Annotated in this window: 22 protein-coding genes; 14 read left to right on the top strand and 8 right to left on the bottom strand. The window is 64.1% G+C overall.

Going from position 1 to position 24,588, the window contains the following annotated elements; genetic code table 11:
- Positions 1–9 precede the first annotated feature (9 nt).
- The 11 genes from KI611_RS09565 (at position 10) to KI611_RS09615 (ending at position 11,095) form a co-directional block, all read left to right on the top strand.
- Positions 10–1,182: a type II secretion system F family protein gene (locus KI611_RS09565; RefSeq protein WP_226419587.1), complete on the top strand. Its 1,173-nt coding sequence runs from the start codon at positions 10–12 to the stop codon at positions 1,180–1,182.
- A gap of 8 nt (positions 1,183–1,190) precedes the next feature.
- The gene (locus KI611_RS09570) at positions 1,191–2,900 is read left to right on the top strand and encodes a GspE/PulE family protein (protein ID WP_226419588.1); all 1,710 of its coding nucleotides are present in this window, start codon (positions 1,191–1,193) and stop codon (positions 2,898–2,900) included.
- Positions 2,881–3,666, top strand: coding sequence for a hypothetical protein (locus tag KI611_RS09575; protein ID WP_226419589.1), 786 nt, complete (start codon positions 2,881–2,883; stop codon positions 3,664–3,666). The genes KI611_RS09570 and KI611_RS09575 overlap by 20 nt, the downstream gene beginning before the upstream one ends.
- Positions 3,659–4,186, top strand: coding sequence for a hypothetical protein (locus KI611_RS09580; RefSeq protein WP_226419590.1), 528 nt, complete (start codon positions 3,659–3,661; stop codon positions 4,184–4,186). Before KI611_RS09575 ends, KI611_RS09580 begins: the two co-directional genes overlap by 8 nt.
- Positions 4,168–4,737, top strand: a complete 570-nt coding sequence (locus KI611_RS09585) for a hypothetical protein (RefSeq protein ID WP_226419591.1) — start codon at positions 4,168–4,170, stop codon at positions 4,735–4,737. Before KI611_RS09580 ends, KI611_RS09585 begins: the two co-directional genes overlap by 19 nt.
- Entirely contained in the window at positions 4,734–5,240 is a 507-nt protein-coding gene (locus tag KI611_RS09590) for a hypothetical protein (protein ID WP_226419592.1), read from the top strand. The genes KI611_RS09585 and KI611_RS09590 overlap by 4 nt, the downstream gene beginning before the upstream one ends.
- A gap of 181 nt (positions 5,241–5,421) precedes the next feature.
- The gene (locus tag KI611_RS09595) at positions 5,422–6,927 is read left to right on the top strand and encodes a 3-hydroxybutyrate oligomer hydrolase family protein (protein ID WP_226419593.1); all 1,506 of its coding nucleotides are present in this window, start codon (positions 5,422–5,424) and stop codon (positions 6,925–6,927) included.
- A gap of 243 nt (positions 6,928–7,170) precedes the next feature.
- A complete protein-coding gene (locus KI611_RS09600; RefSeq protein ID WP_226419594.1) occupies positions 7,171–7,845 on the top strand; it encodes a lamin tail domain-containing protein in 675 nt (224 codons plus the stop codon).
- Positions 7,846–7,863: 18 nt separating this feature from the next.
- The gene (locus tag KI611_RS09605; protein ID WP_226419595.1) at positions 7,864–8,802 is read left to right on the top strand and encodes an SdiA-regulated domain-containing protein; all 939 of its coding nucleotides are present in this window, start codon (positions 7,864–7,866) and stop codon (positions 8,800–8,802) included.
- A 128-nt stretch (positions 8,803–8,930) separates the two neighbouring features.
- Entirely contained in the window at positions 8,931–9,209 is a 279-nt protein-coding gene (locus KI611_RS09610) for a hypothetical protein (RefSeq protein WP_226419596.1), read from the top strand.
- Positions 9,210–9,343: 134 nt separating this feature from the next.
- On the top strand, positions 9,344–11,095 hold the full coding sequence (locus KI611_RS09615) for an alkaline phosphatase D family protein (protein ID WP_226419597.1): 1,752 nt from the start codon (positions 9,344–9,346) through the stop codon (positions 11,093–11,095).
- A gap of 66 nt (positions 11,096–11,161) precedes the next feature.
- Here KI611_RS09615 and KI611_RS09620 read toward each other — a convergent pair whose 3' ends face one another.
- Genes KI611_RS09620 through KI611_RS09630 form a run of 3 tightly spaced genes read right to left on the bottom strand, consistent with a single transcriptional unit; the run spans position 11,162 to position 13,862 of the window.
- Positions 11,162–11,857: a cupin domain-containing protein gene (locus KI611_RS09620; protein WP_226419598.1), complete on the bottom strand. Its 696-nt coding sequence runs from the start codon at positions 11,855–11,857 to the stop codon at positions 11,162–11,164.
- A gap of 28 nt (positions 11,858–11,885) precedes the next feature.
- The gene (fghA, locus tag KI611_RS09625) at positions 11,886–12,731 is read right to left on the bottom strand and encodes an S-formylglutathione hydrolase (RefSeq protein WP_226419599.1); all 846 of its coding nucleotides are present in this window, start codon (positions 12,729–12,731) and stop codon (positions 11,886–11,888) included.
- Between the two features lie 15 nt (positions 12,732–12,746).
- On the bottom strand, positions 12,747–13,862 hold the full coding sequence (locus tag KI611_RS09630; protein WP_413464012.1) for an S-(hydroxymethyl)glutathione dehydrogenase/class III alcohol dehydrogenase: 1,116 nt from the start codon (positions 13,860–13,862) through the stop codon (positions 12,747–12,749).
- A gap of 132 nt (positions 13,863–13,994) precedes the next feature.
- On the opposite strand from KI611_RS09630, the gene KI611_RS09635 reads away from it, so the two are divergent.
- A complete protein-coding gene (locus KI611_RS09635; RefSeq protein WP_226419600.1) occupies positions 13,995–14,888 on the top strand; it encodes a LysR family transcriptional regulator in 894 nt (297 codons plus the stop codon).
- Here KI611_RS09635 and KI611_RS09640 read toward each other — a convergent pair.
- Positions 14,885–17,833 (bottom strand): diguanylate cyclase domain-containing protein, encoded by a 2,949-nt coding sequence (locus tag KI611_RS09640; RefSeq protein WP_226419601.1) that lies wholly within the window; start codon positions 17,831–17,833, stop codon positions 14,885–14,887. The genes KI611_RS09635 and KI611_RS09640 overlap by 4 nt on opposite strands.
- Positions 17,834–18,074: 241 nt before the next feature.
- Between KI611_RS09640 and KI611_RS09645 the strand changes: the two genes are divergently transcribed.
- Positions 18,075–18,257 carry a hypothetical protein gene (locus KI611_RS09645; protein WP_226419602.1) on the top strand — a complete coding sequence of 61 codons (183 nt, stop codon included), beginning with the start codon at positions 18,075–18,077 and terminating at the stop codon, positions 18,255–18,257.
- A 115-nt stretch (positions 18,258–18,372) separates the two neighbouring features.
- Here the strand turns inward: KI611_RS09645 and KI611_RS09650 are convergent, their stop codons facing one another.
- The 4 genes from KI611_RS09650 to KI611_RS09665 all read right to left on the bottom strand — a co-directional run bounded on the left by KI611_RS09650 (position 18,373) and on the right by KI611_RS09665 (position 22,363).
- A complete protein-coding gene (locus KI611_RS09650; protein WP_226419603.1) occupies positions 18,373–19,038 on the bottom strand; it encodes a lytic transglycosylase domain-containing protein in 666 nt (221 codons plus the stop codon).
- Positions 19,026–19,412 (bottom strand): VanZ family protein, encoded by a 387-nt coding sequence (locus KI611_RS09655; RefSeq protein ID WP_226419604.1) that lies wholly within the window; start codon positions 19,410–19,412, stop codon positions 19,026–19,028. Before KI611_RS09655 ends, KI611_RS09650 begins: the two co-directional genes overlap by 13 nt.
- Positions 19,402–20,862 (bottom strand): undecaprenyl-phosphate glucose phosphotransferase, encoded by a 1,461-nt coding sequence (locus KI611_RS09660; protein ID WP_226419605.1) that lies wholly within the window; start codon positions 20,860–20,862, stop codon positions 19,402–19,404. The genes KI611_RS09655 and KI611_RS09660 overlap by 11 nt, the downstream gene beginning before the upstream one ends.
- A 220-nt stretch (positions 20,863–21,082) precedes the next feature.
- Positions 21,083–22,363, bottom strand: coding sequence for a nucleotide sugar dehydrogenase (locus KI611_RS09665; RefSeq protein ID WP_226419606.1), 1,281 nt, complete (start codon positions 22,361–22,363; stop codon positions 21,083–21,085).
- Positions 22,364–22,607: 244 nt separating this feature from the next.
- On the opposite strand from KI611_RS09665, the gene KI611_RS09670 reads away from it, so the two are divergent.
- Entirely contained in the window at positions 22,608–24,416 is a 1,809-nt protein-coding gene (locus KI611_RS09670; RefSeq protein ID WP_226419607.1) for an EAL domain-containing protein, read from the top strand.
- Positions 24,417–24,588: the final 172 nt, after the last annotated feature.

Here is a 24,588-nt window from a genome sequence, read left to right on the forward strand (position 1 = left end):
GATTACGAAGTGACCGCGGTATTCCCCGGGCAGGGCGTTTCGCTGCTCCGGGTGGCTGCCGATTCGCCGGAAGCGGTGGCGGCAGCGCCGGCCTTGCAGGGCGGCCTCGTCGTCTCGCTGCGCGTACTAGGCGAGCAAAAAGGCGGCGGGCGGCGCGGCAAGTTTCCGCTGCCGTTGTTTACCCGCCAGTTGCTGGCGCTGCTCCAGGCCGGACTGACCGTGGTCGAAGGGCTCGATACCCTGGCCGCCCAGGATCAGGGTTCGATCACTTCCGAGGTGATCGGCCGCCTGCTGACCGATCTGCGCGAAGGCCAGTCGCTGTCGGCGGCTTTGCAACGCCAGCCGGAGGCCTTTCCGAATCTCTATGTCGCCACCGTCAAGGCCAGCGAACAGACCGGCGACATGCCGGAAGCACTGCAACGCTATATCGTCTTCCATGAAAAGCTGGCCGACCTGAAAAAGAAGATTGTCAGCGCCGCCATCTACCCGGTGATGCTGATGTCGGTCGGCGGCATCGTCACGCTGTTCCTGCTCGGCTATGTCGTGCCGCGCTTCAGCCTGGTCTTCGCCGACAGCGGCCGCGACCCGCAAGGCGTTTCCAGCCTGCTCTTCGCCTGGGGCGGCTTCATCAACCAGCACGCTGGCGAACTGGCGATCGCTGCGCTGGTGGCGGTGCTCGGCCTCGTCGCACTGTTCAGATTGCCCGCCGTGCGGGCTGCTGCGGCCCGCGCGGCGTGGCGCTTTCCGGGCATGGGCGAGCGCATCCGGCTGGTCTATCTGGCGCGGTTCTACCGCACCACCGGCATGCTGCTGCGCGCCGGCATCCCGCTCAAGACGACGCTCGGCATGGTTGCCGACATCCTGCCGGCCGCCTTGCGCGAAGGCTTGCTGCGGGCGGTCGTCGAGATCGAGCAGGGCCGGCCGTTTTCGCGGGCCGCCGAGGGCGGCGGGCTGACCACGCCGGTGGCTCTGCGGATGATCGCCGTTGGCGAGCGCAGTGGCCAGCTCGGCGACATGATGGAAGCCGTCGCCACCTTTTACGACGAGGAAATCAACCGCTTCGTCGACACCTTCACCCGTTTGTTCGAGCCACTGCTGATGACGATCATCGGCGGCATTGTCGGCGGCATCGTGTTGCTGCTGTACATGCCGATTTTCGAACTGGCCGGCAATTTCCAATAGGCGTGGCGATGAATTCACCTACCGAAGAACGGCTGCTGATCGACAGCTTCGAACGCGATGCGCTGCTCGCCGAGGCCCGCCGGCTGGCCACGGCCGGCGGTGGGCTGGCGGGAGTGATGGCCGGCTTGCAGGCCGATTTCGGGCAGAGCGAGGAAGCGGCCGGCGAACTGACGGCGGCGGCTTTCGGGCTGTCGGCGATCAGTCTGGCCGAACTGTCCGACTATTCGCTGGCCCTGGATCTGGCGCCTTTTGCCGAATTCATCCGGCGGCAGGCGCTGGTTCTCGACATCGGCGAGGCCTACCTGGTGGCGACGCCGAATCCGTTCGACACGGTGCTGCGCGACTGGCTCGAAGGCCTAGTGTCGCTCGGCCGGCCACTGCACTGGCGCCTGGCACCGGCTTCGGTGCTGAGCGCCTACCTGACCCGCGAGGAATCCCGGGTGCGGGCGCTGGATGGCAGCCTGGGCGGCGAAGGCGGCCAGATCGCCATCGGTTCGGTGGCGGAAGACCTGTCGCTGCAACGCATTTCGGAAGACGGCAGCCCGGTCGTCCGGCTGCTCCGTTCGACGCTGCATGACGGCCTGAAAGCCGGGGCCAGCGACATCCATATCGAGGCCCACAGCCGCGGCCTGGCGATCAAGTACCGGATCGACGGCGTGCTCAACTACGCCGGTTCGATCGACGGCAGCGATACCGCCGAACAGATGATTTCGCGGGTCAAGGTGCTCTCCGATCTCGATATTTCCGAACGCCGCGTGCCGCAGGACGGCCGTTTCAAGGTCAGCTGGCAGGGCCGCGAAATCGACATCCGCGTCTCGATCATGCCGAGCATCTGGGGCGAGGACGCGGTATTGCGGGTTCTCGACAAGCAGGCGCTGACCGACCACTTGCAGGGCCTGCGCCTCGATGCGATGGGTTTCGACGCCGACATCATGGCGCGCATCCGTCGGCTGGCCAGCGAACCTTACGGCATGGTGCTGGTCACCGGGCCGACCGGCAGCGGCAAGACGACCACGCTGTACGCTGCGTTGAGCGAGATCAATCGCGGCGAGGACAAGATCATCACCATCGAAGACCCGGTCGAGTATCAGCTGTCCGGCGTGCTGCAGATTCCGGTCAACGAGAAAAAAGGCCTGACTTTCGCCCGCGGCCTGCGCTCCATCCTGCGCCACGACCCGGACAAGATCATGGTCGGCGAAATCCGCGATTCGGAAACCGCGCAGATCGCCGTCCAGGCTGCCCTGACCGGCCACCTGGTCTTCACCACGGTGCATGCCAACAATGTGTTCGACGTGATCGGCCGCTTCCTGCACATGGAGGTCGATCCGTACAACCTGGTTTCCGCGCTCAACGGCGTTATCGCCCAACGGCTGATCCGCACGCTGTGCACGGCCTGCATGAAGCCGGTGGTGCCGAACCCGGAAGCCTTGAGCGACGCCGATATCGATCTGGCTGCCAGCAGCGGCTGGCAGTTTCAGCAGGCGGTCGGCTGCGGCACCTGCCGCGGCACCGGCTACCGTGGTCGGCGGGCGATTGCCGAATTGCTCGTCCTCAACGACGAAATCCGCGAACTGATCATCAGCCGGGCGCCGATCCGCCAGCTCAAGGAAGCCGCCCGGCGCGGCGGCACCCGCTCGCTGCGCGAAAGCGCCCTCGATCTCGTGCGCGACGGCGCGACCAGCCTGGAGGAGGCCAACCGTGTCACTTTCGTGGCTTGATCGCCTGACCCTGTTCATCCACCCGCAACGCGTCGTCCTCGAACGGCAGCCCTGGCGCGGCACGACCACCCGTCAGTCGGCCGACGTGGCGCCGCCGGCCAGCGGCGAAGCCGACTGGCAGCCGGCACTGGCCGCCGCCGAAGCCTTGCTCAAGGCGGAAGGCAGGCGGGGGAGCGCACTGCGCATCGTCGTCGCCGACCATTTTGTCCGCTACGCGCTGTTGCCGTGGAGCGAAAACATCACCGGCCGGGCGGCGCGGCTGGCCATGGCTCGGGCGTTGCTCAAGAACACGCTGGGCGACAAGGCGGAAACGCTGGAGATTGCGCTCGACCGTCCGGCCTTTGGCAAGAATGGCCTGGCCGCCGGTATCGACCGCCAGCTGCTGGCCGGCCTGCGTGCCGCCGCCAAGACTCGGCAGCTCCGCCTGACGACGCTGCAACCGCGGCTGATCGCCGAACTGGCGGCCCGGCACCGGCAACTGGCCGATGGCTGGTTCGCCTGCCTCGACGCTGAATGGCTGACCCTGGCCGGCCTGCGCGGTGGCGAAATCGCCAGCCTGCGCAACCATCGCGCCAGTACCGGCGATCCGGCGCTGCTGGCCGGCGAACTGGCCGGCCTGCTGGCGGCGGAAAGCGCCGCCCCGCCAGGGGCAGTGGCCGGCAAGAAACTGTTCATCGCCAGCCGCCAGGTGGCCGTGCCGATCCTCACCGGGGGCTGGGAGACGACCAGCTGGCCCGCTGCTATTGGTGGTGATGCGCATGCGTGAAATTGAACTCGATTTTCAGCCGCGGCGTCCCGGTCTGCTGCCGGTGGTCCTGCTGCTCGTCGGTGCGCTGCTCGCGGCCGATGTCTGGCTCGAATACAGCGGGCTGCGCGACCAGCTCACGGCAGCCGAATCGCGCCTCCAGCAGGCCGAGCGGCGGGCCGAACGACTTGATGCTGGGCGCCGCGACAGTCGGCCGGAGAATGTCTTCACGGCCGACGAAAGCAAGGCCCTGCGTCAGGCAATCGCCGCCATCCGCATCGACTGGGAAGGGCTCTACCACAGCATCGACCAGGCGGTCAGCGAGGAGGTCAGTCTGCTCGCCATCCGTCCCAGCGCGGCCGGCAAAGCGGTGCAGATCTCCGGCGAAGCACGCGACATGGCGGCGGCCCTGGCTTTCGTCGAGGCACTGCGCCGCGCCCCGCTGGCCCAGGTGGTCTTGCTGTCGCACCAGGTCAAGCAGAACGATCCGCAACATCCCATCATTTTCGAGATTGCCGCGACATGGCTGACCGGTTCCTGAAGCTCCTGCTGGCCCGCCTGCGCTTTGCCGCCGCCAACCTGCCGGTGCTGCCGGTGCTCGCTTTGCTGCTGGTCGGCGCGGCGGCGCTTGCACAGTTGTTCCTGTTGCCCGGCCAGGAAGCGGCCATCGAAGCCAGCGAGCACCGTCTGGCCAGCCTCGAACGCAACGCCCGGCGCGCCGCGATCGAGCGCCAGAGCGTCCAGGTCTCGCCGGAAGATACCCGGCAACGCTTGCTCGACCGCTTTCCCGGCGAAGACCAACTCAATGCCGAACTCGGGCGCCTGCTCGAGATGGCGGCCACGGCGGGTTTGACTATCGTGAGCGGCGACTACCGGCTGATGCCGGCCAAGGACGGCCTGTTCGACCGTTATGTGCTGAATTTCCCGGTCAAGGGCGATTACCGGAAGATACGCGGCTACGTGCAGGCGGTACGCAGCGAATTTCCCGATCTGGCCGTGGACGACATCGCGCTGCGCCGCGAGAACATCGCCAGCACCGAGGTCGAGGCGCAACTGCGTTTCGTCCTGTTCGGCCGGAGGAAAGCGGCATGAAGGCGAAACAGCGCTGGCTGATTATCGGCGGCCTGCTGCTCGCCACGCTCGCCGCCGCCTACATGGCCGAGGACGAGGCCCCGGCCGCCACCGGCAAGCGCCAGACCGCCGCCCCGGCCGGCCAGCCGCGTCGGGCGGCCGGCCCCGACAAACTGGCCGAAACGGCCGCGCCGCCGCTCAGCTTCCCCGAACCGGCGGCCGGGAAGGGCGAGGAGGGCGAGGTCATCGACCCGTTCCGCAACAAGAGCTGGTATGTCGCGCCACCGCCGCCGCCACCACCCAAACCGACGGCGCCGCCGCTACCTTTCCAGTACCTCGGCAAGCTCAGCGAGGACGGCGAAACCCGCGTCTTCCTCAATCATCAGGGCAAGCACCTGATCGCCAAGGTCGGCGACGTGATCAACGGCACCTACAGCGTCGAGGATATCGCTGGCGGGCAGATGATTTTCCGCTATCAGCCGTTGCAGGAAACGCAGACCCTGGCCATTGGCAGCGAGCGCTAATCGGGCGCCGGCCGGCGGCCTGGTCTGGCGCGGATGAGCCGAACGGCTCATGTTTTCTGCTTTGAATTGAAATAATTCGAGCCGATGATCGATATGCCGTCGGGCTGGCAAGGCGTTATGGTCAGGGACGGCATGCTCCGGTCGCCCCGGCCGGGCAAACAATAACGACAGGAGACAAACCATGAAGTCCGTAACCAACCCATTATCGTTACCCGCGGTGCGCTGCCTCGGCGCGCTGATCATGCTGCTCGGTGCCGGCGCGGCGCATGCCGACCGCTGCGCCAACCTGGTTCAGGCTTTCGGCAACCGGCTGGCCGACGTCAGCTGCGTCGACAGCGCCGATCTGACCACGGCCAACCCGGCGACGACGCCGGCCAACAATTCGCTACCCGGCCTGCCGCCCTTCGCCTTCACGCCGCAGAGCGACCGGGCGACGATTGCCCCGGACCCGGCCAACCGGACGCCGATCAAGGGGCCGGTGCCCGGCCTCCAACTCAACGCCCGGATCGCCAGCGACCCGACCGGCCAGGCCCGCTTCCTGTTGCGCCTGCCGGCCAACTGGAATGGCCGTCTGGTGGTGGCCGGGGCGTCCGGTACGCGCAGCGAGTTCAACGGCGATTTCGCCTGGAGCGATTATGTCGTCCAGAAAGGCTATGCCTACGCCTCGCAGAACAAGGGGGTGCTCAATCTCAAGCTGAGCGATGGCAGCGACCCGCTGGCCTGCCGTCTTAACCCGACCTCGCCGACCTGGGCGCATTTCTACGATAACGATCCGGGCCAGGAATTCACCCGCTGGCGCGATTTCATGGTGCTTGCCTCGAAACTGGCCCACCAGGGGGCTGCCGCCCATTACGGCCGGGCACCGCGCTACACCTACGCGGTCGGGACGTCCAACGGCGGCTACCAGGTCCGCCGGGCGGTCGAGTCGGCCCCCGAATGGTTCGCTGGCGGCGTCGATTGGGAAGGCACTTTCGTCGATGCCAATGCCGCCAATCTGCTGACCGATTTGCCGGCGGCGGTGCTGAATTTCCCCGACTATGTCGATGGCGGCATGGATGCAACTAGTCTCGCCGCCCGGAACATCCGGGCCGCCGGTTTTCCGCCCGATCTCGGCAGCGGTGCCACGTCGCTGTGGTCGATGAATTCCGCGTCGTTCTGGGAAGTGACGCTGTGCCAGTGGCAGAAGCGCCTCGATCCGGCCTACGACACCTATGGCAGCGGCCCGGAAAACTACAATTACAGCGCCCGGCAATCGGTTTCCGAAGTTGGCGACAACGTCGCCGATTTTTCCACCAGTGGCCGCCTGCAACGCCCGCTGATCACCGTGGCCGGGACCATGGATGCGCTGCTGCCGATCGACCACCACGCCCGGGCCTATGCCCGCAAGGTTGCTGCGGCCAGTCGTCAGGAAGCCGATGGCGATGAGCATCGGCATCGCCACCACCCCGAACGCCAGCCGGCCTACCGGCTCTATGAGGTGCAGAACGGCAATCACATCGAGACCTACAAGCTGACCCTGCCGCAACTGGAGTTGATCCAGCCGCACGCCCAGCGGGCTTTCGATCTGCTGGTCGGCCATGTCGAGCAGGGCAGGGCGCTGCCGCCCGATCAGTGCATCGGGCGCGGCCAGAGCATCGGCGCGACCCCCGCCCAGCCGGGCCATTGCGCCGAACTGCTGGCGCCCTGAGTTCGGCCGGGAGCCATTCCCGGAATGTCTGCGGCAGCGCTTGCCCGGTCGGACAAGCCTGCCGCACCGCCGCCCCGATGAGCCGATCGGCTCAGGTTTTGCTACGGGCGATGTCACAAGCATGCAATTCGCCGCCGGTATAAAGCGAAAGGTGCTCTGCCGACGCCGCGCCAGACGACTGCATCGCTGACGCTCGCGGGCGGGGCCGGCCCTTCCGACCCCCAACCCCTATGGAGTAATCCCATGACGAAGTTCCCGCGCGCTGTTGTTGCGGCGCTGCTCATTGCCAGCCCGCTGGTGGCATTCGCCGCCACCCCCAATGTCCAGATTACCGAATGGATGTACAACGGCAACGACGCCACCGGCGAGTGCATCGAATTCACCAACCTCGGCAATTCGGCGGTGGACTTCTCCGGCTGGTCGTTCGACGACAGTTCGCGCGCGGCCGGCTCGGTCAGCCTGTCGGCTTTCGGCATGGTCGCGGCCGGCCAATCGGTGATCCTCACCGAGGCACAGGCTAGCGACTTTCGTGCAGCCTGGGGCCTGACCGACAGCGTCAAGGTGATCGGCGGCAATAGCAACAACCTGGGGCGTAGCGACGAGATCAATCTCTATAACGCCGGTGGACAGCTGGTCGACCGCCTGACCTACAGCGACCAGACCTTTGTCGGTACCGTGCGGGCCCAGAATGCCAGCGGCAATCCCGTCACCCTGGCCGAACTCGCATCGAGCACCGTGACCACCGGCTGGGTTCTCGCCGAGGCCGGCGACCGCTACGGTTCCCGTGCGTCTACTCTCAGCGATCTCGGCAATCCCGGCCAGTTCGTCCTGGCCGCGGTGCCCGAGCCGTCCGGCTATGCGATGTTCGCCGCCGGCCTGCTGATGATCGGCGGCCTTGCCCGTCGCCAGAGCAAGTGATCTTCGGAGCTTATTCAAATGAACATCAAACACCTGATTCTGGCCGTGGCGACCGCATTTTGTGCCGCCGCTCAGGCTGCCGATTCGCTCGATCTTTCGCGCTACCAGCTGGCCGCCAGCTATAAGCTCGACACCCTGGGCGGCATGGGGCTGGAAGCTTCGGCGGTGACCTACGCCCGCGACCGCGGCACGCTGTTCTTCGTCGGCGACGAAGGGACGGGCGTCGTCGAAATCTCGCGGACCGGGCAGACGCTCGGTTCGATGAGCTTCAGCAACTGGCCGTCGGCCAGTTCCAACCACGATGCCGAGGGCCTGACCTACCTCGGCAACGGCGTCCTGGTGGTCGCCGAAGAACGCCTGCAGGATGCCTACAAATTCACCTATCAGGCTGGTGGCAGCGTCGCGCTGGCCAACGCGACGTCGGTTTCGTTCGGCAGCACCGTCGGCAATGTCGGCACCGAAGGCATCAGCTACGATCCGCGCAACGGCAGTTTCGTCACCGTCAAGCAGGACAACCCGCAGGCCGTGCTGGCCGGCAACCTGAGCTTCGCGGCGGGCGGCGGCGTATCGTCGCTGCAAGCCTTGTTCAATGCCGATGCCAAGCTCGGCCTAGCCAGCCTGTCCGATGTCCAGACGCTGTCGCCGGTCGATTCGCTGATCGGTACGGCGGCAGCCGACAACCTGCTGATCCTCAGCCTCGATTCGCGCAAGCTGATCGAGATCAACCGGAGCGGCCAGGTACTGAGCAGCTTCGATCTCTCCGGGATTACGACTCAGGCCATCGAGGGCGTCACCGTCGATGAGAAAGGCGTGATCTACCTCGTCGCCGAAGACTCGGGCACGCCGAACTCGAAGCTCTTCGTGCTGACCGCGGTGCCCGAACCGGAAAGCTACGCGATGCTGCTGGCCGGCCTGCTCGGCGTGGCCTGGCGGGTCCGTCGCCAGCGCGGTAACTGAAGCGGCTCGGAAGGCACCGTAATGGGTGGCTGGCAAGCGGCCGGCCACCCATGCGCTGGTCATTTATGCTTCATTGGGTGGTAACAAACCCCGGTTAGATTCGGATTTTTGTTGATCGGGAGAATCCCATGACGCGCGAGGAAATGATTCGTCAGCTGGTGCTGGCCCGGCTGACGTCCGGCGACGATATCGACCGCCATATACAGCTTGGCAACCTGCTCGAAGAGGGCTTTCCCGGCTTTCGCAATTTCACGGATCGTCAGTTGAAGTCGGAAATTCGCGGCCTGGGTCTGGATATCGAAGATGACGCGGCCGAGCCGCCGTTCGATTGTTATTTGCAGGACGAGGTTTTCGACTCCAGTCTGTCGGCCGGCCACGGCCTGGCGCTGAATTTCGCCAGCGAATAATCGCCGCGCAGTTTGCCCATTTCGCCAGAACGGCTCATGAGCCGTTGGCAATGCTGGTGAGATATTTCGGACACGTCGGTGTAACTCCGTGTCATTAAGCTCGGAAGACTTGTCCCACTTCCGGTATCGACCCCATGACCTCCCGAATTCTTGCCCCGCGCCGCCGTTTCCTCCGTCACCTCTCGCTCGGCTGTGCCGTTGCTTCCGCCGGCTCGGTTCTGCCGCTCCGCGCCCTGGCCCATGAAATGGAAGGCGAGCGTTTCTCCGAAGCCGAGCATAAGGTCATGGTGCAACATGGCCATCGCCTCAAGGTCAGTTTCGATCACGGCGTGGCCAGTGGCGATCCGCTGGCGCGCCAGTTGATCATCTGGACACGGGTCAGCACGGAGCGCGGCGGGATCGTGCCCGTCCTCTGGGAAGTCGCCACCGACCGGCATTTCCGGCGCGTCGTCGGCAACGGCATCAGCCGTACCGGCAGCGACCGCGACTACACGGTCAAGGTCGATGTCCGCGGCCTGCGCCCGGATACCCGCTACTACTACCGCTTCGTTGTCGGGCGGACGGTTTCGCCGGTCGGCTGTGGCCGCACGCTGCCGGTCGGGCGGGTCGCCCAGGTCAAGCTGGCGGTGTTCACCTGCTCCAATTATCCGGCCGGTTATTTCCACGTTTACGCCGAGGCGGCACAGCGCGACGACCTCGACTTCGCCGTCCATCTCGGCGATTACATCTACGAATACGGCCGCGACCAGTACGCTTCCGAGGACGCCGCCGCGCTCGGCCGCGAAGTCGAACCGGCCGGCGAACTGCTCAGCCTCGCCGACTACCGCCAGCGCTATGCCCAGTACCGCAGCGATCCGGATCTCCAGGCGGCGCATGCCGCGATGTCCTTCATCAACGTCTGGGACGACCACGAGATCGCCAACGACACCTACAAGGATGGTGCCGAAAACCACGACGAAAGCAGCGAAGGTTCCTTCTCGACCCGGCGGGCCGCCGCCCTGCAGGCCTTTCACGAATGGCTGCCGATTCGCAGCCCGGACCCGCGCCGGCCGGAACTGATCAGCCGGTCCTTCGCCTTCGGCAATCTGCTGGCCCTGCACATGCTGGATACCCGCGTCATTGCCCGCGACCGCCAACTGGATTACGCCAATTACTTCGGCAGCGACGGCAGTTTCGACGGCGCCCGCTTTGCCGCCGATCTGGCCGATACCGGCCGGCAATTGCTCGGCGCCGAACAATTGCTCTGGCTGCAGCAGCAAATGGCCGGTTCCGGTGCCACCTGGCAAGTGCTCGGCCAGCAGGTCTTGATGGCGCGCATGAACATCCCGGCGCCACTGGTCCTCGGCCAAATCGGCTTCTCGGCCTATTCGGCCCTGGTCGCCAAGGCCCAGACCAACCCGGCCGCCCTGAGCGCCGGCGAGCGCGCCATCCTCGCCCAGCCGGCCATTCCCTACAACCTGGACGCCTGGGACGGTTACGCGATGGCCCGTGAAATGGTCCTCGGCATGGCCCGGAGCCTCGACAAGAACCTCGTCGTGCTGGCCGGCGACACGCACAACGCCTGGGCCAGCGACCTGCTCGACTACCAGGGCAATCCGGTCGGCGTCGAATTCGCCGTGTCTTCCGTTTCGTCGCCCGGCTTCGAGGCCTATTTCCCGACGGAAAATCCGGCCCTCGTCGCGGCCGGACTGGAAAGCATCATCGGCCCCCTCAAGTACGCCAATACCGGCGACCGCGGCTACATGGTGATCACCGCGACGGCGCGCGAATGTCGCAGCGACTGGCATTTCGTAAGCACCGTCAAGGCTGTCGATTACACCGCCTTCACCGGCAAATCGCTGCGCACCTTGCCGGGCGCCGCCAATCGCCGGCTGACACCGGTCTGATTCGGCGATAAGCGAACGCCGGGTGTTCGCTTGGGTCGTTCCCGCGCTAGCGGGAACGACGCCTGATCATGCCGGTTGCAGCAGCGGGGCGCCGAGGTGCCCGACCTTGACGTAGATGATCGCGCCCTCGGCGCCGGTGAATGGGGCGTGCCGGCTCCAGCGCGGACTGCGCAGCCAGGTACCGGCCGGATAGTCACCCCGTTCATCGCAGAACACGCCTTGCAGTACGAGAATTTCCTCGCCGCCCGGATGGGTGTGCGGATTGAATTGCGTGTGGGGTGCCCATTTGACCAGTGCCGAACTGATCCCGTCGAACTCGTGCAACGGCATCACCGCCAGGCCTGGGACAAGACCCGGTCGCCAACTGGCGGAGGCGGTGTCGAGCACCAGCTTCTGCTGGTCGCCTGGCGAGAACTGCCAGACCTTGACGAAAATCGTGCAGCCGGCGCGGGTGAATGGCGTGTGCGCCGAGCCGGGCGGATTGCGAACGTAGGTTCCGGCCGGGTAATCGCCGTGCTCGTCCGAGAATACCCCGTCGAGAACCAGAAATTCCTCTCCGCCGTCATGCGTGTGCCGGCTGAACGCCGCGCCGGGGGTATACCGAACGATACTGGTGGCCCGGGCAATCTCGCCACCGATCCGGTCAAGCCGGTGGCGCCAGACGCCCGGACAGGGGGAGGGCGCCCAATCCTCAGCATCGACTGGCGGGACGACGACGCGTTGCGCGAAGTCGGCGTTGATTTTGAGGTCGGCGTTGTTCACGGCAGGCTCTCCGGGTTACGCACCGCGCCTAGGCTTTCAGAGCCTTGGCATGGTGGCGCAAGTGGTCGTCGATGAAGCTGGCGATGAAGTAGTAGCTGTGGTCATAGCCGGCTTGCAGACGCAGCGTCAGCGGGTGGTTGGCCGCCGTAGCCGCCGAGCGCAGGGTTTCCGGCTTGAGTTGCGTGAGCAGGAAATCGTCGCGGTCGCCCTGGTCGATCAGGATCGGCAGTTGCTCGGCGGCTTTGGCGATCAGCAGGCTGGCATCCCACTCGCGCCAGGTCGAGCGGTCTTCGCCGAGGTAGCGGGAAAAGGCTTTTTCGCCCCACGGCACGGTCATCGGGTTGGCGATCGGCGCGAAGGCGGAAAGCGACTGGTAACGCCCGGGGTTGCGCAGGGCGCAAACCAGCGCGCCATGGCCGCCCATCGAGTGGCCGCTGATGCCGCGCTTGTCCGAGACCAGGAAGCTGGCCTCGATCAGGGCGGGAAGCTCATGCACCACGTAGTCGTGCATCCGATAGTGCCGGTCCCATGGTGTCTGGGTCGCATTCAGGTAGAAGCCGGCCCCCAGCCCGAAATCCCAACCGCCGTCCGGATCGCCCGGCACCTCGGCGCCGCGCGGGCTGGTGTCGGGGGCGACGATGATGATGCCGAGTTCGGCGGCCAGGCGCTGGGCGCCGGCCTTCTGCATGAAATTCTCGTCGCTGCAGCTGAGTCCCGACAGCCAGTACAGGACCGGCAGCTTTTCACCCAGTTCGACCTGGGGCGGCAGATAGACGGCGAAGGTCATGTCGCAATTCAGCACCGTCGAGCGATGCCGGTAGCGCTTGTGCCAGCCGCCGAAGCTTTTCTGGCAGGAGATGTTCTCGATGCTCATTGCGCTGTTCCCTGCTCAGAAGTGGATGACCGTGCGGATGCTCTTGCCTTCATGCATCAGGTCGAAGGCCTTGTTGATATCTTCGAGCGGCATGGTGTGGGTGATGAAGGTGTCGAGCGGAATCTCGCCTTTTTGCGCTTTCTCGACATAACCCGGCAGTTCGGTGCGGCCCTTGACGCCGCCGAAGGCCGAGCCGCGCCAGACGCGCCCGGTGACCAGCTGGAAGGGGCGGGTGCTGATTTCCTGGCCGGCGCCGGCCACGCCGATGATGGTCGATTCGCCCCAGCCCTTGTGGCAGCACTCGAGCGCCGCCCGCATCAGGTTCACGTTGCCGACGCACTCGAAGGAGTAATCGACGCCGCCATCGGTCATCTCGACGATGACTTCCTGGATCGGCTTGGCATGATCCTGCGGATTGATGCAGTCGGTGGCGCCCAATTGGCGGGCGATCTCGAACTTGCCGGGGTTGATGTCGATGGCGATGATGCGTGAAGCCTTGGCCATCGTCGCGCCGATGATCGCCGCCAGACCGATGCCGCCGAGGCCGAAGATGGCGACCGTGGCGCCGGCTTCGACCTTGGCGGTGTTGAGCACGGCGCCGATTCCGGTGGTAACGCCGCAGCCGAGCAGGCAGACCTTTTCGAGCGGCGCATCCTTGGCGATCTTGGCCAGCGAGATTTCCGGCAGCACGGTGTATTCGGAGAAGGTCGAGCAACCCATGTAGTGATAGATCGGCTGGCCCTGGTAGGAGAAGCGGCTGGTGCCGTCGGGCATCAGGCCCTTGCCCTGGGTGGCGCGGACCGCCTGGCAGAGGTTGGTCTTGCCCGATTTGCAGAATTTGCAGACGCCGCATTCGGCGGTGTACAGCGGAATCACATGGTCGCCGACGGCCAGCGAGGTGACGCCTTCGCCGATGGCTTCGACGATGCCGCCGCCCTCATGGCCGAGAATGGCCGGAAAAATACCTTCCGGATCGTCGCCGGACAGCGTGAAGGCATCGGTATGACAGACGCCGGAAGCGACGATACGGACCAGCACTTCGCCGGCTTTCGGCGGTTCGACATCGACTTCGACGATTTGCAGCGGCTGGTTGGCAGCGAAAGCGACGGCGGCACGGGACTTGATGGTCATGAGGGTTCTCTGGCGGTAGGAGTAATGGGGCTGAGTATAATTAGTGCCCCGTGGTCGATAAATCGATTCCGTGCAATTGATTGTTGCCGTGTAGGGATAATCATTCGAACGATTGCCGATGGAGGCTGAGCAATGAGTCGCTGGGATGGACTGGATGAGTTCGTTGCCGTTGCCGAGAGCGGCAGCTTCGCCCGCGCCGCCGAGGGGCTGCGTGTTTCGTCGTCGCACGTCAGTCGGCAAGTGGCGGCTCTTGAAGAGCGCCTGCAGGCGCGATTGCTCTACCGGACGACCCGGCGAGTGTCGCTGACCGAAGCCGGGCAGAGTTTCTTCGCGCGTTGCCAGCGGCTGATTGAAGAGCGTGACGAGGCCTTCCTGACCATGGGCGATCTGCAAAGCGCGCCGACCGGCTTGCTGCGCATGACCGCTGCCGTGGCTTATGGCGAGCGCTTCATCGTGCCGCTGGTCAATGACTTCATGGCCAGGTATCCGCAGTTGCGAGTCGATATCGAATTGACCAATCGCACGCTCGATATGGTTCATGAAGGCTTCGATCTGGCCATCCGCCTTGGCCGGTTGAACGATTCCAGCCTGGTGGCGACCCGGATCGCCCCGCGCGCCATGTATTTGTGCGCCGCGCCGGCCTATCTCGAGCGCTATGGTCGCCCGCACACGCTTTCGGAGTTGGGGCAGCATAACTGCCTGATCGGCACCAGCGATGTCTGGTCGTTCCGCCAAGGCGACCGTGAATTCCAGTTCAGGCCGAGCGGCAACTGGCGCTGCAACAGCGGCCAGGCGGTGCTGGATGCGACGCTGCGCGGCTTTGGCCTGAGCCAGTTGCCCGATTACTACGTTCTCGATCTGCTGCAGAAGGGCGAACTGGTTGCTCTTCTCGAAACGAACCAGCCGCCCAACGCCGCCGTCTGGGCCGTCTATCCGCAACGCCGTTATTCGCTGCCCAAGGTGCGCCTGCTGATTGAAGAACTCAAGGCCGGTCTGGCGCTTCGCCCTGAGTATTCTTCCGGCTAACCGCTTCCTTCAAAGAAGCGGATCGTGTTGCGGCCAGCCTCTTTGGCTTGATACATCGCGATGTCGGCGTGCTTCAGGATCTCGTTCTGACCGGCTTGCTGGCCATTAAACAAGGTGACGCCAATGCTTGCCGAACAATGATGCTCCACTGTCGATTCCTGGTCGTCGCCCTCGGATGAACTCAGGAAGTAGGGTTGGGCGAGGATGGTGCGTATTTTTTCGGCGATCGCCAGGGCTTGCTCCCGCGAGGCCGATGGTGCGGAATTCAGGCTGCCCAGAATGACCACGAATTCGTCGCCGCCCAGACGCGCCACGGTGTCGATTTGACGAACGCTGGAACTGAGCCGCCGCGCCACTTCGATCAGCAACTGGTCGCCAGCCGCATGGCCATGCTCGTCATTGAGCGGCTTGAAGTTGTCCAGGTCGAGCAGCATCAGCGCACCATGCAGTCCCGTCCGCTTGCCGTTGGCCAGGGCCTGGGCCAGCCGGTCATTTAACAGGCGGCGATTGGGCAGCAGGGTCAGGCTGTCGTAATAGGCCAGGTTGCGGATTTGCTCTTCGGCCCGCTTGCGTTCGCTGATGTTGGTATGAACGATGACAGCCCCTTTGTCCCCCGTTCCCAACGGGGTGACCGTCATGAAGAACCAGCGCTGCTCGTTTGGTGAATGGCAGGCGTACTCCATGCTGAAACTCGGCAGACGACCGTCGAGCACTCCTTGAATCCCCGCTCTGGCATTGATCGCGCCGTCCAGACCGGTGGCGTTCGCGGTGTCGCACATCTCAAGGTAGTTTGTTCCGACGTCGGTGTGCGCTGCCCGATGGCCTGGCTCGATGCTGTTTTCCCGTGAAAACATTCGCCATGCCTCGTTGAGCGAGACGATGACGCCGGTTTCATCGATGACCGCGATCTGACTCGAGATGGAATTGAGCACCCCCTGGATGAAAGCCTGGCCATCGCGCAAGCGTTCTTCGGCCAGACATTTCTCGATCGTGATGCTGGCGAGTCTGGCCGACTGCTCGATCAAGGCAATGTCGGCCTCGGTCGGCTGGTCGGTGTCGTGGTGGTAGATCGCAAAAGTGCCAAGAATCCGGTTCGACCCGGAACGGATCGGCTGCGACCAGCAGGCCCCCAGACCGGCCCGTGCCGCCAGATCCTTGTACAGCACCCAGTAGGGATGCGTGGCGATATCCTCGACGACCACCCGCTCGCCGGTAAATGCGGCCGTACCGCACGAACCGACGCCGACGCCGATTTCGACACCGTTGATCGCGGCATTGAAGAAATCCGGCAAGCTCGGGGCGATCCCCCGGCCGAGATGCCTGCCCTCGTCATCGAGCCGCAGGATGCTGCAGCGCATCGCCGGATGCAGTTTTTCGATCCCCCGGACGATGGCCAGCAGAATGATCCGAAGGGCAGCACCACCGGCCAGCATTTCGAGGATGTGGTTGCGAAAACGCTCGTAATCCTCGGCCTGTTTCCGCCTGGAAATGTCGACGATCAGGCCGAGCATGCCGCCGCCCTCACCATCGCCCGGGTCGAAAGTGCGTCGCTGATAGAGCGCCGTGCGGCGTACGCCATCGGCGAAGGCGATGCTGATTTCCTCGTTGGTCTGGCCGCCTTCGCGGATCAATTTCAGATCGGCCGCCTGAAATGCCTCGCGTTCCGCCTGGGGGATATAGTCGAGGTCAAGCACCGTCCGGCCGACGAACGTCTCGCGACTGATGCCGAAAGCCTCCTCATAAGCCGTATTGCAAGCGATGAAGACGGTGTCGTTGCCTTTGACGAAAATCGGATTGGGCAGGGCGTCGAGGAAGGCGGAGAAGCGCGTGACCTGTCTTTTTAGTTCCGCTTCGCGTTGCGCCAGGGTGCCGAGCAGATGATTGAAACCGCCGATCAGTTGGCCGATTTCATCCTCTCTGACGATGGGCAGGGGCTGGCGCAGCGCATCGGAAGCCGACATGCGGGCCAGCATGTCGGCGGTCTCGAGTATTGGCGACAGCTGGCGCCTGAGCATCCACAGCGTGATCAAGCCGGCCGCCAGGGTGAGTAACAGCGTCGCCACGATCATCCGCTGCTGCATCGCCTGGATAGGGGCAAAGGCTTCGGCCGTGGCGATCGATGCCGAAATCCCCCAGTTGACGGACTGGAGCCTCTTGGCCGAGTTGAGTACCTCGACCCTTTGCGGATTCAGATAGATCTGCGAGCCGTCAAAGCCATCGATGAAGCGGTCAATGGCCGGGATAGCGCCGCGTGGGCGCAGCTGCTGCATGACCCGTTCTTTTCTGGTCGCCGCGATAATCAGCCGCTCCTGCGGTGCCACCAGGAAATAGCTGCCGGTCTTGCCATATTGGCTTTGCGTCAGATGGTCGAGGAAGTCCGGATTTTGCAGGGCAATTACCCCGACCAGAGCGCCGCTCGCCCGACCATCCGCATCGCGGATCGGCACGGCGATGCCGAAGATCGGCACACCGGGCTGCTGGCTCATCACCGGGGAGCCGATCACCGACCGGCCATCCTCCAGTGCGCTGGCTATCACCTCGCGATCGATGACCGAGAAACCGACCTGTCCCGGATTGTGGAGCGCTTCGACAATCGGCGTGCCACTCCGGTTGGTGATCAACAAGCCGCCATTGAACAGCGTGTGCAGTACCGGCTGGCCGACCAGCAGCTTCTGCAGCCTGGCCGTATCGGCCAAGGTTTGCGGACTGATGCTGTTCGAGAATTGCTCCAGGGCCTTGGTGCGATCGCCCAGATAGTCGTCGACTGCCTTGGCGATCAAGGAAACCACCGAGAACTGCTGGTCGCCCAGCTGCTGTTGCATGTCCTCGCGCAGCATCCGGCTGGCATAGAAAGCCAGCGACCACAGGCTGATCAGAAAGATCGCCAGGGTAAATAAGGTAACCCGGGTCTTCAGCGAAACCCAAGGGAGAAATTTTGAATTCATATGACGAGTCTACGCTGGCGCTAGGTCCACAGCACTGGTCTGGGTTGGAAAATTTCGGGCGGCAGGATGGCGAGCGCTCCGGCAAACCGAATATTTCGCTTGCCAACCAACTCGCTTAATAAAACTGCAATGGGACGCGATGAGAATACAACGGCATCCAATGAGTCCGATTGATATAGGCCAAGGCAGACCGAGGCCACGTTGAAGAATAAATGTAGCAAGTCAAAGCGTTGAGGATTATATGAATGAGCAAACTGAACAGTTGAGAGACCAGGCGATCAAGCTCTGCGCCGCTCGCGGTATTGCGGTACACCCTTATGGTCACGTCTGGTGGCTGATTGGCAATGGCATCAACCGTGTCGTTGCCGAACTGGCTGGCTTGTGCGGTTCGGATCTCGAGCCGCTGCCGCTGATGGAGCGATAGGCAAGCCTGCACCGAGCAAGGCAGCAAATAGCACATACCGACCCGCGTGAGCGGGTCTTTCTTTTTCGCCTTTCCATTTTCGGCCTGATGATTGTGGCAGTTCGGGCGACTGAGCCTACATCCGGGATGCGGCAACGTATTTGGTCGCGCTGGCGGCCGAACTCGCGGCACGGCCCTGCGGCGGCCTTTCGCCGGAGATCAGGCGGGTGCCGGCGACGTAATCGATGGCCCTGGCTGGCGCGTTGCGCCATTCGTTGAAGCGCTCGAGCACCGCCGGTACGTAACGCTGGGTTTCCGGGTAGGGTGGGATCGTCTCGGCATATTTGCTTACCGCGCCTTCGCCGGCGTTGTAGGCGGCTAGGGCCAGGTCGGTGCGCTGGTCGTAACGGTCGAGCAGGTAGCGCAGATAGCGGGTGCCGGCCAGCAGGTTGGGGCGGGCTTCAGCGGCATCGGCGACGCCGAAGCGGCGGGCGGTGTCGGGCATCAACTGCATCAGGCCGCGTGCCCCTTTTTCCGAGACGGCATCGGCCCGGTAGGCCGATTCGACTTGGATCAGCGCATGGACCAGCGCCGGGTCAAGTCCGGCTTGGCGGGCCGCGGCGGTAATTTCTTCGGCGTAGGGCTTGGCGGCCAGCGCCGGGTGGGCCAGGGTCGATGGCTTGGCTGCCAGGCGGTATTGCTGGCCATGGCCCAGTTGCAGGCGATAGCTCTCGGGGTCGAGCGCGCTGGCCTGCGGCAGCAGGATCAGCCAGCCGGCTGCGAGGGCGATCAGGTGCCGCATGGGCTTTGCCCCGGCCAGGTGCGCCGGAGATGGTGCCAGACGTAGAGCCCGCACAGGACGCCGATGGCGTCGGCCAATCCGTCATCCCAGCCCGGTTGGCGCTGCGGTACGAAGAACTGGTGCAATTCGTCGGCGAGCGCGATGCCCAGGGCCAGGCCGATAAGCATCCAGAGCGGGATCCTGGGCAGCGCCAGGCGCAGCCCGAAGCTCAGTACGGCAAAAATGGCCAAGTGCAGCAGTTTGTCCCACGGATGGGAAATCAGGTTGGCCGAGCCCGGCGTGCTGCCGAAGCCGAAAAGCAGGGCAAGAATCGCAAGTACCACGATGCTGCCGAACCACCGCGCCAGCCGGCGGCAGGCCGGGCTAGTAGGCATACTGATCCTTGAAGACGACGCCGACCGTCTTGAGAATGATGTAAAGATCAAGGCCCAGCGACCAGTGGCGCAGGTAGTCGAGATCGCATTCGACGCGCGCCTTCATCTTGTCCAGCGTTTCGGTTTCGCCGCGCAACCCGTTTACCTGCGCCCAGCCGGTGATGCCCGGCTTGACCTTGTGGCGGACCATGTAGCCGTTGATCAGCTTGCGGTACTGCTCATTGTGCGCCACGGCATGCGGGCGGGGGCCGACGATGCTCATGCGGCCCTGCAGCACGTTGACGAACTGCGGCAGCTCGTCGAGCGAGGTCTTGCGCAGGACGGCGCCGAGGCGGGTGATCCGCTGGTCGCCCTTGCGCGCCTGGGCGATCTGCCCACCATCTTCGCAGACCGTCATCGAACGGAATTTGTATACGACGATTTCCTGGCCATCCAGCCCGTAGCGGCGTTGTTTGAAGATAATTGGTCCCGGCGACGAGAGTTTCACGCCGGCCGCGACGACCAGCAGGATGGGCGAAATGAGCAGCAGGATGAGCAGCGACAGCACGATGTCGGACAGCCGCTTGGTCAATCCGTTGGTCCCGGTGAACGGCGTTTCGCAGACGGAAACGACCGGCATGTCGCAGATCGTCTCCATACGGCTCTGGATGATGTCGGTGACGAACAGGTCGGGCACGAAGTAGATCGATGCCGTGGTGTCGCGCAGTTCGTCGAGCAGGCGCATGATGCGCGGCTGGGTGGCCATCGGCAGCGAAATGTAGATCAGGTTGACCTGGGCCTGCTTGACGTATTCGGCCGCCTCGCTGATCCGGCCGAGCAGCGGGCGGCCATGTCCGCTGGCATGCAGGCGCTCGATATTGCGGTCGTCGAAAAAGCCTAGCACCTGCAGGTCGCTGTACGGGCTCTCGGCCAGCCGGCTGGCCAGTTGCGCGCCTTGCTCGTTCATGCCGATGATCACTGCCCGCTTGGCGCCCTGGGCCCGGAGCAGCATCGGCGCAGCCAGGCGGAACAGGGTATGGGCGACGATCAGGCAGAGCGGCGCCGCCCATAGCCAGGTGATGATCGCCCGCGCCGGATACAGGCTCAGGGCTTTCGTCGCATAGCCGAAAATGACGATCAGCGAAGCGAGAAACAGCCAGCCGGTGACGATGTTCAGCAGGCTGCGCACGAACGATTCCTCGAGCCGCGGTTGGGCCGGGAAGGTCAGCGAGAAGGCCATCAGCGAGACAATCAGGTAGGGCAGGGTGAGTTCGCCTTCCTCGATGAAACTGATCATCCACACCGAAAAGGTCAGGACGATCGGATCGAGGACCACCTCGATGACGTTGATCAGGTTGTCGCGGCCGATATGCAGACTGGCGACCCGGTTGAAGCGCGAGGTGCTGCCCAGATACGGTGCGGGGGCCGTGGTCGCTGGTGGTGGGCAGGTGGTTGAGGCAATGGCGGTCATGATTCGTTTCTGCCGAGGCAAGAGTGCAAGTGCCGGCTGTTGGATGTCGCTCAGGTAAACCAGCTGGTCATTGCGGGGCGGCGACGGGGCCGGTCTGACTGGCGGTCAACGAAGAACGGGAACCGGGCCAGCTTATTCCGCGTTCATTAAATATTTGTGAAAGCCGACGCATTCGTTCGCCAAGGATCGTCAGTGCCCCGCTGCTGGCCGGTCTGCGCGGTCACAGGCGCCAGACCCGCACCCCGGCAGCTTCCAGCATGGCCTTGTCGAACATTGCCTTGACGTCGATGAAGCAGCCGCCCTTGACCATCCGGCGGGCCAGATCTTCGCTGCCCAGCGCCAGGTATTCGCTGTGCGCCACGGCGGCAATCACCGCGTCGGCCCGCGGCAGGTCGTCCCAGGCCGACAGCTGTACACCGTATTCGTGCAGCGCTTCTTCGGGGTCGGCCGCCGGGTCATGGACGAAGACCTCGACGCCGTAGCTCTTCAGTTCGCCGATGATGTCCGCCACCTTGGAGTTGCGCAGGTCGGCGCAATCCTCCTTGAAGGTCAGCCCGAGCACATTGACGCGGGCACCCTTGACGTAACTGCCGCCGGCGATCATCTGCTTGACCGTCTGCTCGGCGACGAATTTGGCCATGCCGTCGTTGATGCGCCGGCCGGCCAGGATGACCTGCGGGTGGTAGCCGACCATCTCGGCCTTGTGCGTCAGGTAGTACGGATCGACCCCGATGCAATGGCCGCCGACCAGGCCCGGCTTGAACTTGAGGAAATTCCACTTGGTCCCGGCCGCCTCGAGCACCTCGCTGGTATCGATGGCGAGGCGGTCGAAAATGATGGCCAGCTCGTTCATCAGCGCGATATTCAGGTCGCGCTGGGTGTTCTCGATCACCTTGGCGGCTTCGGCCGCCTTGATGCTGCGGCAGCGATGGACGCCCGGCTTGACGATGCGCTCGTAGAGGGCGGCCACCCGGGCCAGCGTTTCCGGCATGTCGCCCGAAACCACCTTGAGGATGCTGGTCAGCGTGTGTTCCTTGTCGCCTGGATTGATGCGTTCCGGCGAATAGCCGACGAAGAAATCGCGCTGCCAGACCAGGCCGGATTCACGCTCGAGCACCGGGATGCACACTTCTTCGGTGGCACCGGGATAGACCGTCGATTCATAGACGACGATAGCCCCTGTCTTCATGTGCCGGCCAGCCGACATGCTGGCGCCGATCAGCGGCTTGAAGTCGGGGATGTGCGCCGCATCGACCGGCGTCGGCACGGCGACGATGATGATGTCGGCTTCGCCCAGCCTGGCCGGGTCGTCGGTATATTCGGCATGCACGGCGGCGGCCAGCGCCGAGTCGTCGAGTTCCCGCGACGGATCGCTGCCGGCCCGGCACTTCGCCACTTTGTCTACGCTGATATCGAAGCCGATGGTGCGCCCGGTTTTTCCGAACTCGACGACGAGCGGCAGGCCGACATAACCGAGGCCGATGACTGCAACGACTGACATGATTTCTCCCTGAAAGTGAAATGCCGGCACGACGCGCCGTGCCATGTTGGCCTGTCGGGCAGTATCGATAGTGTTTGTTACAGCAAGACTGCCGCCGAGTTATGCCGAACGGATCAGGCGGCCTGCCGCGCGGCGGGGGAATTCCGCTGGCTCTGGCGGTCGAAGGGTTTTCCCGGCCGGTCACAAACCTGTCATTTGGCCGGCGTACCCTCGACGATATGACCTTTGGCATATGGAAATTCTGATGCAGGCAGAAAACATCTCGAATCTCGTCGATACGCCGGCCAGCAAGGTCGGGCGGCAATTTGTCTTTATCAAGGACGACCGTCTGCAGGAGGCGCCGACCGTCCGCAGCCTGCTCCGTTCGATGTCTCCGGCCTTGCCGGAGACCACCTGCGAGGAAGTGATGAGCCGGTTTCTCGGCGATTCGGCGATCTATGCCTTGCCTGTCGTCGATGCGGAATTCCGGCCGGTGGCGCTGGTCGACCGCAAGGGCTACATCGAGTTTTTCACCAAGCCCTACAGCCGGGAGATTTTCGGCCGGGATGGCATTCACGCCTTCCTGAACTCGGGCCATTACCATGCCTCGATCCCGATTGTCGTCGAGGATTATTGCAGCGTCGAAGATGCCGCCCAGATCATCATTGCCTCGGGCATCGAGCATCTGGTCACCGGCTTCATGGTGACCAGTCACGAACGCTACATCGGCGTCGCCAACGGCCATGACCTGCTCAACCTGATTACCCAGCGCAAACAGGCCGAACTGTATTTCCTGGCGCATTACGATCCGCTGACCGGGGTGCCCAACCGCACCCTGCTCAATGACCGGATCAGCCAGGCCTGTCTCGATGCCGACCGCAAGGGGAGTTCGGTCGCCCTGCTGTTCGTCGATGTCGACCGTTTCAAGCAGATCAACGATTCGCTCGGCCACCGCGCCGGCGATGCCGTGTTGCGGGCGCTGGTCGGCCGGCTCAAGATGGCCGCCCGAAAAACCGATACCGTGGCGCGGATCGGCGGCGACGAGTTCATCATCATGATGGAAGACGTGGCCGACCCCGACCATGCCAACGATGTCGCGCAGCGTCTGGTCGAATCGATGCTGCCGCCCTTCGAATTGCTCGGTCATGCGCTGATCGTCACGGTCAGCATCGGCATCGCCGTCTATCCGCACGACGACCGCGATCTCAGCCGCCTGCTGGCCAAGGCCGATTCCGCGATGTACGAAGCCAAGGCCAACGGGCGCAACGGCTTCCGGATGTATAGCGAAGCCAGCGCCGGCTACAATCCATCCCGGCTGTCGCTGGAAAACGATCTGCGCCAGGCCATCGACCGCGACGAGTTGTCGCTGGTCTATCAGCCCCAGGTCGATTTCGCCAGCGGCCGGATTCAGGGCGTCGAAGCCCTGCTGCGCTGGCAGCACCCGGTACGCGGGGCGATTTCGCCGATGGAGTTCATTCCGGTCGCCGAAGAGAGCGGCTATATCGTCCAGCTCGGCGAATGGGTCATGCGCCGTGCCTTTTGCCAGCTCGGCGAGTGGAAAGCCAAGGGGCTGCCGGCAATTCGCATGGCGATCAACATTTCCGCCGTGCAATTTCACCAGAGCAACTTCACCGATGTGCTGACCGATGCCCTGACCGATTACGAGGTCGATCCCTGCCTGATCGAACTGGAACTGACCGAGAGTGTGCTGATGCACAACGTCGAGGGCGTGCTGACCAGCCTGAAACGCATCAAGGGCATGGGCATCCGGCTGGCCATCGACGATTTCGGCACCGGCTTCTCCAGCCTCAACTATCTGCGCCGTTTTCCCATCGACCGCCTGAAAATCGACCAGTCCTTCGTTCGCGACATCGAAAACACGCCGGCCAACGAATCGATCACCCGCTCGATCATCGCCCTTGCCGAAAGCCTGTCGCTCGAGGTGGTGGCCGAAGGCATCGAGAAAAGCAGCGAGCACGAGATCCTCAAGAAACTCGGCTGCCTGGAAGGGCAGGGCTACTTCTTTGCCCGGCCGCTGCTGGCCGTCGACGTGGATGCCTGGCTGGCGCCGTGAGCAGCCGGCGCGGCGGACTGTGAAAACCGGCCGCCGCGCACTGATCCGATCGGACTACAAACCGGCATCGCTGGCGATGGGTTTTCTGTAATACGCCAATGGCAACATCGCCCGGCCGTCTGCCATGGATTTCGTGCCGCTTCCCTGCCGGCCTGCAGACCGATCTGCATCT

Source organism: Dechloromonas denitrificans (genome assembly GCF_020510685.1).
Lineage (GTDB): Bacteria > Pseudomonadota > Gammaproteobacteria > Burkholderiales > Rhodocyclaceae > Azonexus > Azonexus denitrificans_A.